Annotated in this window: 15 protein-coding genes; 9 read left to right on the top strand and 6 right to left on the bottom strand. The window is 69.3% G+C overall.

Features of this window, described 5'->3' with window-relative positions:
* Positions 1–4 precede the first annotated feature (4 nt).
* The 4 genes from ACG00Y_RS07940 to ACG00Y_RS07925 are packed head-to-tail and all read left to right on the top strand — an operon-like array spanning position 5 to position 3,547.
* Positions 5–1,255: a glutamate-5-semialdehyde dehydrogenase gene (locus ACG00Y_RS07940; RefSeq protein WP_394477622.1), complete on the top strand. Its 1,251-nt coding sequence runs from the start codon at positions 5–7 to the stop codon at positions 1,253–1,255.
* Between the two features lie 17 nt (positions 1,256–1,272).
* A complete protein-coding gene (locus ACG00Y_RS07935; RefSeq protein WP_394477620.1) occupies positions 1,273–1,635 on the top strand; it encodes a hypothetical protein in 363 nt (120 codons plus the stop codon).
* A 2-nt stretch (positions 1,636–1,637) separates the two neighbouring features.
* Positions 1,638–3,038: a pectinesterase family protein gene (locus ACG00Y_RS07930; RefSeq protein ID WP_394477618.1), complete on the top strand. Its 1,401-nt coding sequence runs from the start codon at positions 1,638–1,640 to the stop codon at positions 3,036–3,038.
* Positions 3,035–3,547, top strand: a complete 513-nt coding sequence (locus tag ACG00Y_RS07925; protein WP_394477616.1) for an ankyrin repeat domain-containing protein — start codon at positions 3,035–3,037, stop codon at positions 3,545–3,547. Before ACG00Y_RS07930 ends, ACG00Y_RS07925 begins: the two co-directional genes overlap by 4 nt.
* Before the next feature lie 27 nt (positions 3,548–3,574).
* Here ACG00Y_RS07925 and ACG00Y_RS07920 read toward each other — a convergent pair whose 3' ends face one another.
* The 4 genes from ACG00Y_RS07920 to ACG00Y_RS07905 form a co-directional block, all read right to left on the bottom strand.
* Positions 3,575–4,894, bottom strand: a complete 1,320-nt coding sequence (locus ACG00Y_RS07920; protein ID WP_394477615.1) for a type II toxin-antitoxin system HipA family toxin — start codon at positions 4,892–4,894, stop codon at positions 3,575–3,577.
* Positions 4,895–4,906: 12 nt separating this feature from the next.
* Positions 4,907–5,185, bottom strand: coding sequence for a helix-turn-helix domain-containing protein (locus ACG00Y_RS07915; protein WP_394477612.1), 279 nt, complete (start codon positions 5,183–5,185; stop codon positions 4,907–4,909).
* 125 nt (positions 5,186–5,310) lie between these two features.
* On the bottom strand, positions 5,311–6,894 hold the full coding sequence (locus ACG00Y_RS07910; RefSeq protein ID WP_394477611.1) for a DUF4139 domain-containing protein: 1,584 nt from the start codon (positions 6,892–6,894) through the stop codon (positions 5,311–5,313).
* A 52-nt stretch (positions 6,895–6,946) separates the two neighbouring features.
* A complete protein-coding gene (locus ACG00Y_RS07905; RefSeq protein WP_394477609.1) occupies positions 6,947–7,651 on the bottom strand; it encodes a hypothetical protein in 705 nt (234 codons plus the stop codon).
* Positions 7,652–7,822: 171 nt separating this feature from the next.
* Between ACG00Y_RS07905 and ACG00Y_RS07900 the strand changes: the two genes are divergently transcribed.
* Genes ACG00Y_RS07900 through ACG00Y_RS07880 form a run of 5 tightly spaced genes read left to right on the top strand, consistent with a single transcriptional unit; the run spans position 7,823 to position 11,338 of the window.
* Complete coding sequence (locus tag ACG00Y_RS07900) at positions 7,823–9,016, top strand: hypothetical protein (RefSeq protein WP_394477608.1); 1,194 nt, start codon at positions 7,823–7,825, stop codon at positions 9,014–9,016.
* A gap of 10 nt (positions 9,017–9,026) precedes the next feature.
* The gene (gene queC, locus ACG00Y_RS07895; protein ID WP_394477606.1) at positions 9,027–9,740 is read left to right on the top strand and encodes a 7-cyano-7-deazaguanine synthase QueC; all 714 of its coding nucleotides are present in this window, start codon (positions 9,027–9,029) and stop codon (positions 9,738–9,740) included.
* Positions 9,737–10,282 (top strand): LemA family protein, encoded by a 546-nt coding sequence (locus ACG00Y_RS07890; protein WP_394477604.1) that lies wholly within the window; start codon positions 9,737–9,739, stop codon positions 10,280–10,282. The genes queC and ACG00Y_RS07890 overlap by 4 nt, the downstream gene beginning before the upstream one ends.
* 28 nt (positions 10,283–10,310) lie before the next feature.
* Positions 10,311–10,829: a demethoxyubiquinone hydroxylase family protein gene (locus tag ACG00Y_RS07885; protein WP_394477602.1), complete on the top strand. Its 519-nt coding sequence runs from the start codon at positions 10,311–10,313 to the stop codon at positions 10,827–10,829.
* A gap of 29 nt (positions 10,830–10,858) precedes the next feature.
* Positions 10,859–11,338, top strand: a complete 480-nt coding sequence (locus ACG00Y_RS07880; protein WP_394477600.1) for a TlpA family protein disulfide reductase — start codon at positions 10,859–10,861, stop codon at positions 11,336–11,338.
* A 7-nt stretch (positions 11,339–11,345) separates the two neighbouring features.
* Here ACG00Y_RS07880 and ACG00Y_RS07875 read toward each other — a convergent pair whose 3' ends face one another.
* Together ACG00Y_RS07875 and folE are read right to left on the bottom strand one after the other, a co-directional pair.
* Positions 11,346–11,768, bottom strand: a complete 423-nt coding sequence (locus tag ACG00Y_RS07875) for a BLUF domain-containing protein (protein ID WP_394477598.1) — start codon at positions 11,766–11,768, stop codon at positions 11,346–11,348.
* A gap of 2 nt (positions 11,769–11,770) precedes the next feature.
* On the bottom strand, positions 11,771–12,463 hold the full coding sequence (gene folE, locus ACG00Y_RS07870) for a GTP cyclohydrolase I (protein ID WP_394477597.1): 693 nt from the start codon (positions 12,461–12,463) through the stop codon (positions 11,771–11,773).
* Positions 12,464–12,495: the final 32 nt, after the last annotated feature.

Genomic DNA, 12,495 nt, shown 5'->3' with positions numbered 1-12,495 from the left:
CGCCATGAGCCTGACTGCCTACATGGACGACCTCGGCCGCGCCGCCCGCGCCGCCGCCACCTTGATGGCCGCCGCCCCCACGGCTGCCAAGAACAACGCCTTGCTGGCCCTGGCCCGCCGCCTGCGCGAGGCCGGCCCGGCGCTGGCAGCTGCCAACGCCCGCGATCTGGCCAGCGCCGCCGAGCTGAGCGGCCCGCTGCGTGACCGCTTGAAGCTCGACGCCAAGACGCTGGCCACGGTCGCCGAAGGCTGTGAGCAGATCGCCGCCATGCCCGACCCCATCGGCGAGATCACCGGCGTGAAGCGCCGCCCCACCGGCATCAGCGTGGGCCAGATGCGCGTGCCGCTGGGCGTGTTCGGCATGATCTACGAGAGCCGGCCCAACGTGACCATCGAGGCCGCGTCGCTGGCCATCAAGAGCGGCAACGCGTGCATTCTGCGTGGGGGTTCCGAGGCCATTCATTCCAACCTAGCGCTGGCCGAGATCGTGAGCGCATCGCTCGAAGAAGCCGGCCTGCCGCGTGCCGCCGTGCAGCTCGTCAACACGACCGACCGCGCCGCCGTCGGCCTGCTGATCTCGCAGCCGCAGTGGGTGGACGTCATCATCCCGCGCGGCGGCAAGGGGCTGATCGAGCGCATCAGCGCCGAGGCCAAGGTGCCCGTCATCAAGCACCTGGACGGCAACTGCCATAGCTATGTCGATGCCGAGGTCAACCTCGATCAGGCCGTCAAGGTCGTCGACAACGCCAAGACGCAGAAGTACAGCCCCTGCAACGCGACCGAGTCGCTGCTCGTGCATGCGGCCCAGGCACCGGCCTTCCTGCCGCGCATCGCGGCGGTGTTCAAGGCAAAGGGCGTGGAAATGCGCGGCTGCCTGCGCACGCTGGCTCTGGTGCCCGGCGCGGTGGCAGCGACCGAGGAAGACTGGTCCACGGAATACCTGGCGCCCATCATCAGCATCAAGATCGTCGATTCGCTGGACGAGGCTATTGCCCACATCAACCGCTACGGCTCGCATCACACAGATGCGATCCTGACGACGAATCACCCGAATGCGATGCGCTTCCTGCGCGAGGTCGATTCGGCCAGCGTGATGGTCAACGCCAGCACGCGCTTTGCGGACGGTTTCGAGTACGGCCTGGGCGCCGAGATCGGCATCTCCACCGACAAGTTCCACGCCCGCGGCCCGGTGGGCCTGGACGGGCTGACGTCGATGAAGTGGGTGGTGTTGGGGCAGGGTGAGGTGAGGGGTTGAGAGACGGTGCCTGCGAAGTGAGTGCGACTGACCTTGACCAGATCTGCATCCAGGTGCAACTCAGCCGCGCGCCGGGGCTCGACGCGGCTCGTCTTGGGGCTGTCAGCGAAACCATCGCGCGGCGAACCGGGGGCTGTCGTGGCTTTGAGATGGCTCAGGGCGATGACGACGGCGCGTATCTCAACCTGCTTTTCGCCACCGAGAGCCTGCGCGAGACCTGGCACGGACTCCGCGAGGAACTGCTGGGGTCTGACGAGTTTGGTGAGGCGCTGAGAACTGCGTGCATCTGCGTCTGCACCGGGTCGGAAGGCTGGGATGACTACCTGTTGCTCCATCACTTCGACCCGGACGAGCCCTTGGTCGACCTGGCCGATCACTAACCATGAGCGGCCTCGGACAGTTTCTATCTGGCCAGATCAATCGCCGCACTGCGATCAGCGGCTTGTTGGCGGGAACTGCAGCGGCCGGTCGGGCTGCTGCCCGTTATCAACCCCCGCCCGACCTCATCGTCGCCAAGGACGGCTCCGGCCACTTCACCTCCGTCCACGCCGCCCTTCAGTCCATCCCCAAGGACAACCGCGAGCGCCGCATCGTGCTGGTCCGCGACGGCGTTTACGAAGAACATGTCCGCGTCGACGCCGCCTACGTGACGCTGCGCGGCGAGAGCCGCCACGGCACGCGCATTGCGCTCAACCGGCCCGCTAGCGCGCCCAGGGATGACATCGGCACGGCGGTGCTGAACATCTCTTCGACGGCGCATGACTTTGTCGCCGAGAACCTCACCATCCACAACACCGTCGAGGCCGCCGGCCCGCATGCCTTCGCGGTGCTGGGACGGGCGGACCGCACCATCATCCAGAACGCCGACATCCTGAGCCGCGGCGCCGACACGCTGTCGCTGTGGCGCCAGGGCAAGTCGGCCGCGGAAGCCGGCCTGTCGAACGGCCCCGGCGCGACGCCGCTGACCGAGGACGGTGGCCGCTACTACCACCGCGATCTGCGCGTCATCGGCTCGGTGGACTTCATCTGCCCGCGCGGCTGGTGCTACATGACCGACTGCGACATCGCGCAGGTCTACCCCAAGGCCGAGGCGGCCTTCTGGCACGACGGCGGCAACAACAACGCCGACAAGAAGTTCGTCATCCACCGCACGCGCATAGCCGGGCCGCCCGACTTCTTCCTCGCCCGCGCCCACCGCGATGCGCAGTTCTTCTTCATCGACTGCACGTTCTCCGAGCGCCTGCGCGACAAGCCGCCCTACCTCGTGCGTTACCCGCTCGACGGCGGCACGCCGACCGAGAAGGACGTCGCCGCCAACGAGAAGATCGCGCGGGAGACGCGCTTCGGCGTGCGCAGCTACTTCCATGGCAGTCGTCACCAAACAGGCGGCTTCCCCTGGCTGGCCGACAACCTCGCCCAGGCCGTTGGTTCACCGCGAGCTGAAGACATCACGGCCCGGTGGACGTTCGCCGGCACCTGGGACCCCGAGAGCCGCCAGGGGCCACGCGCCATTGCGGTGGGCGTGCGGGGCGACCGCTACGCCGTCACGTTCGACCGCCTCGTCACCGTGAAGGGCGCGCCGGAACTGGCGCTGGCCAATGGCCGTCGTGCACGCTACGTCGGCGGCAGCGGCTCCAACACACTGGAGTTCCAGGTGCAGGCCGGTGACGGCGCCATCGCACCCTTGGCGCTGGTCTTCGAGCGCGGCGTGGTCATTGGCAGCGAGGCGGCGGCGGAGCTTGCGTTTGCCGAAACGATGCTGGGTTCGCGGGCCTCCCTATGAAGCGCTGTGCTCTGTTGCTTTCGATGGTGCTCGCGCTGATCGCATCTGGTTGTGGCGTACCGACCAGCCTTTCCAAGGAAGAGCGAGCCTTTGAAGCGGCGTATGCGAACGACGCCGGCGGCTTGGAGCGCTTGTTCAAGCAGGGCGTCAGTCCCAACGCCACGAACGAGGTGGGTGAGTCACTGCTGCACGTGGCGACCGGACCCAAGGGCGGCATCGCGGTTGTTCGCACCTTGTTGAAAGCCGGTGCCGACGCCAATCGCGGCCAAGGCAGCTACACGCCACTCATGAACGCATCCAGTTGGGTGGACCTTGATTCGGTCACTCTTCTGCTTGCTGCCGGCGCAGATCCGCTTCTGAAGAACGGCGATGGACAAACCGCGCTGGAAACAACGGGCCAAGCTGGCGGGCGCGAGTCGGCAGTGAAGGAACGCATCAGGCTTGCGCAGCACAGTGCTGCCCGCGCCGTCACCGGAGCCCCGCCACCTGTGCCTTCTTCGGCGCACTGATCACATGGTCCGCGGTGAACCGCAGGTTCACCGCCGCCCCAGCAATGGTGACCGCCCGATCTTCTCGGCCTTCGCCGGTTTGCCTGGCTTGGCCGCCGAAAACCCAGCGCCCGCCATCGACACATCCAGCGTCGGCAGGCTCCACGCCTTCTGCAGCCGCAAACTGTTCATGCCGTCATTCCACGCCTGCAGCATGCGCTTGCCCGTCTCCCGAAACGCCGGGTAGCGCTGCGCGGCTGCCACGACCTGCGGCGTGACCTGCACGATGGCTTCGCAGATGCGTTCGACGCGCTCGCGGGTCTGCGCCGGCATGACATGGCAGCGCGTTTGCAGAAAGCGCTCCAGCGCCTTGCCGGGCATCCAGGTGCTGCGCCCGTCGACCGGCATGCCGGGCGGGTTGTTGGCGAAGTCGTCGTAGACCGTGATGGTCAGCATGTCGTAGACAGGGGCCAGTTCGATGTCGTCGCGCGAGCTGTAGAGCAGGGCGATGTTCTTGGTGTGGCAGTCGGCGTTGCGCAGCGCGTAGGTCAGCAGCAGCAGGTCGGCCAGGCGCGAAAGCGCGGCGTTCTGCTGCGCGGCGGGCGTGACGTCCTTGATGCGGGCGGCGACGCGCTCCCAGGTTGATTCGTACTTCTGCTCCGGCCGCAGCGCGAGCAGGCTGCACAGGTCCTCCATGCCCTTGCGCGTCGTGCCGTCGGCCTCGAAGTCGAAGCGGTGCACGACCAGGGCCTGGCCGTCGTCGGAGACCTCGGTGGCCGCCGTCGGGATGCCGGCCTGGCGCGACACTGCCATGCACAGGTGCTCGTTCAGCGCCACGCCGGGCAGCCGCGAGGTGGTGCCCTTGACGATGTAGCGCTCGGTGGCCAGCGTGCCCTTGCCGTGCTGGCCCAGCGTGTTCGGCGACAGGAACTTGGGCACCACGCCCGACACGCCGGAGGCGGCATGGCGGCGCACCAGGTCGACGAAGGCAGCCTCGGAGTTGTCGCCGCGCAGCAGGCCGTTCAGGTCGAACGGCAGCGGTGGCTGGGTCGGGTCCGCGCCCGGCGTGGTGACCTTGACTCGCCCGATGGCATTGCGCCCGACGACCGCCAGCAGGTTCAGCGGGGAGGCGCCGACATGGGGGCCGAGCTGCTCCTGCAGGATGGATAGCAGGAAGCCCTCGGGCAGATTCATGCGGAACAGCGGATGCAGTTCCGGGTAGGCATAAGACTCCGTCCGCACCGGCATCAGCAGCGAGACGAACTGCTCGGCGGCCACGTCGGGGTGGTAGCTCATCACATGCCGGAAGCCGTCGGTCGACTCCAGCGTGGCGACGGGCTGGTCGTGGACGTGGACGTGCAGCTTCATGGCGCCGCGCGGCTATCGCGTGAGGGCGGCGCCAGATGCTTGCCGTTGCCGTTCTGCCAACGCGTCGTCCAGGGTGAAGCTGCTGCTCCTGGGTGTGAACGACAGCTCATGCCCCATGACCTCCAACAGCCGCAGCAGTTTGCGCGAGCCGAACTCCGCCACGCCGCCGGTCTCGAAGCGGGCCAGCGTCGACTGCCCGAGGCCGCAGAGGGCGGCAAGCTGCTTCTGCGTCATGCCGCGCTCCTGCCGGAGGCGCGCCACGGCTTGGCCAAGTGAGTGCAGGCTGTTCATATGCCGTATTTGCTATTGATGGTATGCGATTTATATCCAATGTCATTGTTAATGACAGGATGGATTGTGCTTTCACTATAGCAAATAAGGCAAATTCTCAGGCGGTCGGCGGGTCGCGACCCGCCCTACCGCAACCCCGTCACCTGCGCCTCCTTCGGCGCACTGATCACATAGTCCGCCGTGAACCGCTGGCTGGCGCCTGCCGCCAGCGGCAGCTCCCACAGCACCAGCCCCGGCTGCTTGCGCCAGGCCTGCGTCGTCGGCGCCGGGCTGAACTGGGCTTGCACCTTGATGTCCTCGTGCTGCGCCACCGGCGCGGCTTCGATGAACTGCAACGTGACTGCCAACGTGTGTTTGTTCTCGACGACCCACGCGCGGCCATACCGATGCTCGGCACGCGTGCCGATGAAGCCGGTGTTGGCGGCGTTGCGCTGCTCGGGCTCGGTCTGCACGCGCACGGTGTCGTCGCGGCCGAAGGGCAGCTCCAGCCGCTCCTCGCCGCTGGCGACATTGAGCGTGCTGCTGCCCACCAGCGCGCCGTCGCGCACCAACTGCATGGCGCCACGCGGCCAGGCGCCGGTGGGCTTGGCCACGTCGGCGACGAGATAGGCCGCCGCCTCGCTCTGCGGCTGCACGCGGGCGAGTACCTTGGCCTGCAGCTTCTCGCTGCCCAGCGACAGGCTGGCGCGCTGCGTGCCGCTGTCGATGTTGACGCGCAGCGGCAGCACGAACTCGGTGGCGAAAGCGCCCTGGAAGACGCTGAGGTCAAAGCGCTCCTGCTCGGGCTCGCCAAGCGCGCGTGAGGACTGTATGGCTGGCGCGGGCATTGGCGGCGCGGCGGACATGGCGCGCGCTGCCATCGCCACGCCCCCAGTCACGGGCGGGCGGATGTCCAGCTTCCACGGCCACGGCGGGTTCTGGCCCACCTTCTGCGAGGCCTGCGCCGTCGACAACCGCAGCTTCACGTGCTTCCAGTCCTCGCCGCTCTGCTGCGACACCTGGGCCAGCCGCTCCAGGTTCAGCGCGCCGCTGGCCGTGTCGAGCAGCGCGCGATAGCTCGGCGCCCAGCCGGCTTGTGCCACGCGGTAGTTCAGCCTCAGCTCGGCCTCCTTCGTGGTGGACAGCCGCAGGCGCAGGCTGCGCCACTGCGGGTTGGCGGCGGCCACGCGGTCGCGCTCGCCCTTGAGCGGCGTGATCTGCTGGTCCAGGTCGGCCAGCTGGCGTTGCAGCTGGGCCTGCCGCAGCAGCGCCTCGTGCGCCGTCTTGCGGATGCTGTCCGCCGTGGCGGCGATGCCCGTGGCAGGGGTCGAGCGCGCCTCGCCCGAGCCCAGCGCCTTCAGGTAGCCCAGGCTGGTCTCCAGCGCGGCCGACTCAGCCGCCAGCACGTCGCGCTGACCCTCCAGCTTGCGCAGGCTCTCGTCCAGCGCGCTGTTGGCGCACTCCGGCGCGCGCTCGCGCGGCAGCGTCTCGATCTGCACCGGCCCGAGGTTGACGCCGGCCGGCGCCTCGATCTGCAGCGAGTCGGGGTCGAAGCGGGCCGACAGGCAGGTCAGCACCAGCTCCCGCGCGCCGGCCGCCGCCGTGGCCAGCCGCGTGACCTGGGCACCGCCGGGGTAGACCAGCACTTCGTCGATGCGCGACTGCGCCAGCGCCGCCATTGGCACCAGCAGAGCGGCCAGCGCCACACGTTCGAGGTTCCATTGCTTCATCACCCGCCGCTCCTGTGTCCATGCAACAGGGCGGCAGGCTAGCACCGCCGGCTCAGCTCGCCGCCGGCGGCACGCTGACCACCCACAGCCGGCGGTCGAAGTCGTTGTCCCAGTCGTAGCCCAGCGCGACGAACAGCGCACCAAGGAAGAACTTGTTGTTCCACGGGCCCATGACCCATTGCTGCTGGGACTTGATGTCCTGCGGGAACAGGTAGAAGGGCTGGTTGGGCCCGTCGGTGCGCTGGTTGGCCGTGCTGTTCTCGCCGCGCGGCACGCTGTAGCGCGGGAACAGCTCCAGCGTGCGGTAGGCCACGCCCTTGGACAGCGTCTCCACGGCCGGTGTGCACAGGCGCAGGTTCTCGAAGCTCTTGCTGTCTTTGGCGCTGCGCCACAGCTTGGCGTCGAAGACCATGCAGTCCGCATTGCCCAGGCCGCGCTGGCCCTGGATGCCGAACACGCCCGTGCTGGCGGACTTCACCGTCACGGCCACGCGCGGCCAGCGCTCGGGCTGGTTGGAGTTGGTGATGGGCTTCTTCTGGAAGATCTTGTCCAGCTCCGTGCCGGCCAGCGGGTTGGCGGCCAGCGTGGGGTCGTTCGCGGCGGGTGCGCCGGGTTGGGCGCCGGCCTGCGAGGCGGGCTGGGACGCAGCGGCGGCCGCAGCCGCCCTGAGCCGCTCCAGGAAGGACTGGGCGCTGGCGGTTGTCGAGATACCGACCGCCAGGAACAGGGCGGCTCGGATGGCTGGGCGCAAAGGCATGCGGGGGTTTCCTCGTCGGCGGGTGACGGCCGCCTTAGGTTTAGGGCAGGATGGCTCGCGGTCACTGTGCCCGGGCGCGCGTCGACGATGCCGTCGACTTAAGTGCTTAGGGCGGGGCTTAAGCCGGTCGGCGCACCGCCATGCCGACCTCAAGCAGGGGGAACAACCGTCATGCCTTCGTCCACGCCCGCCACCCCGGCCCGCCGCCGGCGCCGCACGGTGGCCTTCGACGCCGCCCTCGTGCAGCGCCTGCTGGACGATGCCGCGCAGGCCAGTGCCGAGACGCCTGCCGTCGCGCGTGCGCGGCTGCATTGCCTGCTGAAGGCCTTTGTCGACGCCGCGCAGCCGGCCGCCGGGCTGGCCGTGGACGCCGCCGGCTGGCCGCTGCACCTGGCCGCGCTGCAGGCCGAGGCGGCGCGGCTGGGCGAGGCCGGTGCCGCCGCGCCGCGCGTGCTGCGCAAGCTGCGCGCCGGCCAGCCGCTGGACTGGCGGCTGGGCCAGGCGCTGCTGAGCTTCTTCAAGGTCGCGCTGGCACGGCCGGGGCTGCGGCTGGACGACATCGGCGGCGCCGAGACCGGCCGCCTGCATGCCGTCACCGGCGCGCTGCGCGAGGCGCCGGTCGTGCAGTCCCTGCCCGCCATCGAGGCGCTGCTGCTGAAGGCACACGAGAGCGCCGCCCAGCCCTGGGTGTTCGACGCCTTCGAGCGTGAGTACCGCCAGCTGCGCCGTGTGGTGGACGCGCATGGCCGGCCGCGCCTGGCGCTGGAGCGAGTGACGCGCTACGTGCCCGTCAAGACCGTGGCCTACGAGCGAGCGCACCAGCCGGGCTGCGCCTACGAGTGGTACGAATGGGCGCGCTTCGTGTCGGCCGAGCTGACGCTGCGGCAGTTCGACGCGCGCGGCCGCCTGCGCCATGAATGGCCGCTGGCCCTGCAGCGCCGGCTGGACGAGGCGCGCGGCTTCATCATCTGCGAGCTGGCGCCGGAGCAGCCCGTGGAGGTGCAGCGCCTGCTGCTGCAACTGGCCCGCGCCGCACCCGGCCGCCAGCCGCGCTGCCAGTTCGAGTGGCGCGAGCAGATGCTGCTCAACCTGGCCGACCGAGACATCGTCGTCAGCTACTGCCCCATCACCGCGCTGACGCTGCGCGTGCAGGCGAGCGAGGAGGTCATCGTGCAGGTCGGCGACGCACCGGGCCTGACGCGCCACGGCCAGCAGTGGCAGCTCGACCGCGCGCTGCTGCCGCGCGAGGTGCTGGCCGTGCGCCTGCGCTGGGCCGGCCTGACCGCCGCCGACGCGCTGGCGCTGACGGCGGCCGGCGAGCTGCTGGAGAGCCACCCCCAATTGCGCCTGGTCTCGCCCACCTAAACTGCCCGCCGTGAACCCCGCAGCCGTCTCCCGAAAAGCCCTCGTCCTGTTCTCCGGTGGCCAGGACTCCACTACCTGCCTGGCCTGGGCACTGGACCGTTATGCCGAGGTCGAGACGCTGGCCTTCGACTACGGCCAGCGCCACCGCATCGAGCTGGACTGCCGCAACACCGTGCGTGCGGAGATCGCGCAGCAGTTCCCGCACTGGGCCGGCAAGCTCGGCGCCGACCATCTGCTGGACCTGAGCCTGCTGGGCCAGATCAGCGACACGGCGCTGACCAGTGAGCGCGAGATCGAGCTGCAGGCCAACGGCCTGCCCAACACCTTCGTGCCCGGCCGCAACCTGCTGTTCCTGACCTTCGCCGCGACGCTGGCCTACCGCCGTGGCGCGAGCGTGCTGGTGGGCGGCATGTGCGAGACCGACTTCTCCGGCTACCCGGACTGCCGCGACAACACGCTGAAGGCCTTGCAGGTCGCGCTCAGCCTGGGCCTGGACACGCCCATGACGCTGGAGACACCGCTGATGTTCATCGACAAGGCCGCCACCTGGCGCCTGGCCGAGGGCCTGGGTGGCGAGGCGCTGGTGAAGCTGGTCGTTGAAGAGACCCACACCTGCTACCTCGGCGAGCGTGGCGAACTGCACCCGTGGGGGCATGGCTGCGGCCACTGCCCGGCCTGCGAACTGCGCGCGCGTGGGTTTGCGCAGTACCGGGAACAGGCATGACCGCCTGGCAATGGGGTGGCGTCGCGGCGGCGGCGCTGCTGTTCTTCTGGTGCATCGGCGCCTACAACCGCCTGATGTCGCTGCGCAATGCCATCGGCGAGGCCTTCACGCAGCTGGATGCCCATCTGAAGGAACGCGCCGAGGTCTGCGACAAGCTGCTGGCCGCCGTGGCGCCGCGCCTGCCCAGCGAGCAGGCGACGTTCGATGCGCTGACCAGCGCCCAGGCCGAGTCGCAATCGGCGGTGCAGGCGGCGCGCGGCAAGCCCTGGGCGCCCGACCCGGCCGGCGGCCTGGCCGTGGCCAGCGCGTTGCACGCGGCGGCCTTGACGCGCCTGCTGTCGCTGCTGGACCACCAGGCCGAGCTGCGCAGCGAGGCGGAGATTGACGCGCTGGTCAGCGAGCTGAAGCTCATCGAACGTCAGCGCGCCTTCACCCGCCAGGTCTTCAACCAGGCCGTGGGCCAGTACAACGAGGCGCTGCAGCAGTTCCCGACGCGGGTGCTGGCCAACCTGTACGGGTTCCGCGAGGCGCGGTCGCTTTGAGCGCCGAACGGGGATGCTGGCGGCCACCTTGACCGACACCGACCTCGGCGCCCGCATCCTCAAGGTCAACCATGCGGGCGAGAACGGCGCGGTCCACATCTACTTGGCGCAGGCCGCCGTGGCCCGGCTGACAGCGCCGGCTCTCGTCGCGGAGCTCAACGAGTTCAGGTCGCACGAGGAAAGGCATCGTTCCATCTTCTGGGCAGAACTGCAGCGGCGCGGCCGGCCGCGTTGCCGCAGCTATGCGCTGTGCGCGCTCGGTGGCTACGTTCTGGGGTTGGTGACGGGTTTGCTGGGCCATGCGGCCATCGCCGCCACGACGGTGGCGGTCGAGCGCGTGGTTCTGCGTCATCTGAAGGAGCAGATCGCTCGACTCCAGGCCTCGGACCCAGCCGCCGTGCAAGCCATCGAAGCCATCGTGGCCGATGAGCAGCGGCATCACGACGAGCTGGCGGTGCAGGCGGGCGGCGGTTTCTGGGTGCGGCTGCTGGAGCCTGTGGTGGCCGCGTCCACCGAGACAGTCATCTGGCTCGGCATGAAGCTGTAAGGCCAGGGCCGCCGCCGCGACTGAGCGGCATGCGCCCGCTCATCACCGCCCTGCTGCTGTTCGTCACGCTCTCCGCCACCGCCCAGCCCGCGCGGCTGGACGGCAGCACGCTGGATGGCCGCCCCTTCAGCCTGGAGGCGCTGCGCGGCAAGGTGGTCATGCTGTTCTTCTGGAACACCGACTGCGCGCCCTGTCTGCAGAAGATGCCCGAACTGCGCGCCAATGCCGCCGGCTGGCGCGGCAAGCCGTTCGAGCTGGTGCTGGTCAGCACCGACCGCGACCGCGCCGCGGCGCTGGGTTATCTGCAGACCGTCAAGCAGGTCGACCGCAGCGGCATGCCCCTGGCCACGCTGTGGCTGGGCGACTTGCGGCTGGGTGGCGGCCTGGCCGCATTGCCGGCCGGCGTGCCGCTGACGTTGGTGATCGACGCGCAGGGCGCCGTCCAGTCGCGGCACGCGGGCCGCATCAGCGACGAAGCCTGGGACGAGGTGGCCGGCCTGCTGCCCTGAGAGTGCCTCAGCTGACCGCGATGGCGCCCGAGTCGCACATCTCGCGGAACAGCGCGGCCATGGCGTGGCCGCTCATCGTGTACGGGTCCAGCCGCCCGGTCTCGGAATACTTCAGTAGCAGCGCCGGGTTGAGCCGGTGCAGGTTGACCTGGCCCATGGTCCAGCCGGCGAAGCCGCGCTCGGTGATCTCTTCATAGGCGAGCAGGATCACATCCCGGTGACGCGGGTCCTCGACGATGCGCTTGTAGCGTGCGTTGACGGCGTTGCGCCCGCCCTCCAGCACCTGCACGAACACGCCGTCGGTGAAGCACAGCAGGCCCGTGATGCCCTCTGCCGGGTTGTGCTCGCGCGAGGCCTTGAGGATGGCGGCGAGGTCGCTGTCGGTGGGCGCCGCGGTGGCGCGGCTGGCGTACATGAGTCGAACCAGCATGGTCAGCCCTTGGCAATGAGAGAGAGGAATTCGCGGCGCAGGTTGGCGTCCTTCAGGAAGGCGCCGCGCATGACGCTGTTGGTCATCTTGGTCTCGGTGTCCTTGACGCCGCGCCAGTGCATGCAGAAGTGGTCGGCCTCCATCACCAGCGCCAGGCCGTCGGGCTGCACGCGCTCCTGCAGCTCGTTGGCCAGCATGGTCACGGCCTCCTCCTGGATCTGCGGGCGGCTCATGATCCAGTCGCACAGCCGCGCGTACTTGGACAGGCCGATCAGGTTGGAGTGCTCGTTGGGCAGCAGGCCGATCCAGACCTTGCCCATGATGGGGCAGAGGTGGTGCGAGCAGGCGCTGCGCACGGTGATCGGGCCCACGATCATCAGCTCGTTGAGCCGGGTGACGTTGGGGAACTCCGTCACCGCCGGCGGCTGGGCGTAGCGGCCGGCAAACACCTCGCGCACGAACATCTTGGCGACGCGCTTGGCGGTGTCCTGCGTGTTGTGGTCGCTGTCGGTGTCGATGACCAGCGCCTTCAGCACTTCCTGCATCTTGGCCTGCACTTCGGCCTGCAGCGCGTCCAGCTCGCCGGGTTCGACGTAGGCGGCGATGTTGTCATTGGCGTGGTGGCGGCAGCCGGCCGACACGAGGCGGTAGCGGATGCGCTCGGAGACGGGCGCGTCAGAGGCGGGGGTGTTCATGCGCGGCATTCTCTGCTCGGACGCACTCCTAC

Source organism: Pelomonas parva, from assembly GCF_043555835.1.
Classification (GTDB): domain Bacteria; phylum Pseudomonadota; class Gammaproteobacteria; order Burkholderiales; family Burkholderiaceae_C; genus Pelomonas; species Pelomonas parva.
Note: the sequence above shows the minus strand (reverse complement) of the source record. Positions and strands in the feature narration are given on the sequence as shown.

What these genes read in the sequence shown, in the direction of transcription:
- ACG00Y_RS07940 (WP_394477622.1), top strand. Translation starts at nt 5, where the DNA reads ATGAGCCTGACTGCCTACATGGACGACCTCGGCCGCGCCGCCCGCGCC.
- ACG00Y_RS07930 (WP_394477618.1), top strand. Translation starts at nt 1,638, where the DNA reads ATGAGCGGCCTCGGACAGTTTCTATCTGGCCAGATCAATCGCCGCACT.
- ACG00Y_RS07925 (WP_394477616.1), top strand. Translation starts at nt 3,035, where the DNA reads ATGAAGCGCTGTGCTCTGTTGCTTTCGATGGTGCTCGCGCTGATCGCA.
- ACG00Y_RS07920 (WP_394477615.1), bottom strand. Translation starts at nt 4,894, where the DNA reads ATGAAGCTGCACGTCCACGTCCACGACCAGCCCGTCGCCACGCTGGAG.
- ACG00Y_RS07915 (WP_394477612.1), bottom strand. Translation starts at nt 5,185, where the DNA reads ATGAACAGCCTGCACTCACTTGGCCAAGCCGTGGCGCGCCTCCGGCAG.
- ACG00Y_RS07910 (WP_394477611.1), bottom strand. Translation starts at nt 6,894, where the DNA reads ATGAAGCAATGGAACCTCGAACGTGTGGCGCTGGCCGCTCTGCTGGTG.
- ACG00Y_RS07905 (WP_394477609.1), bottom strand. Translation starts at nt 7,651, where the DNA reads ATGCCTTTGCGCCCAGCCATCCGAGCCGCCCTGTTCCTGGCGGTCGGT.
- ACG00Y_RS07900 (WP_394477608.1), top strand. Translation starts at nt 7,823, where the DNA reads ATGCCTTCGTCCACGCCCGCCACCCCGGCCCGCCGCCGGCGCCGCACG.
- ACG00Y_RS07890 (WP_394477604.1), top strand. Translation starts at nt 9,737, where the DNA reads ATGACCGCCTGGCAATGGGGTGGCGTCGCGGCGGCGGCGCTGCTGTTC.
- ACG00Y_RS07880 (WP_394477600.1), top strand. Translation starts at nt 10,859, where the DNA reads ATGCGCCCGCTCATCACCGCCCTGCTGCTGTTCGTCACGCTCTCCGCC.
- ACG00Y_RS07875 (WP_394477598.1), bottom strand. Translation starts at nt 11,768, where the DNA reads ATGCTGGTTCGACTCATGTACGCCAGCCGCGCCACCGCGGCGCCCACC.
- folE (WP_394477597.1), bottom strand. Translation starts at nt 12,463, where the DNA reads ATGAACACCCCCGCCTCTGACGCGCCCGTCTCCGAGCGCATCCGCTAC.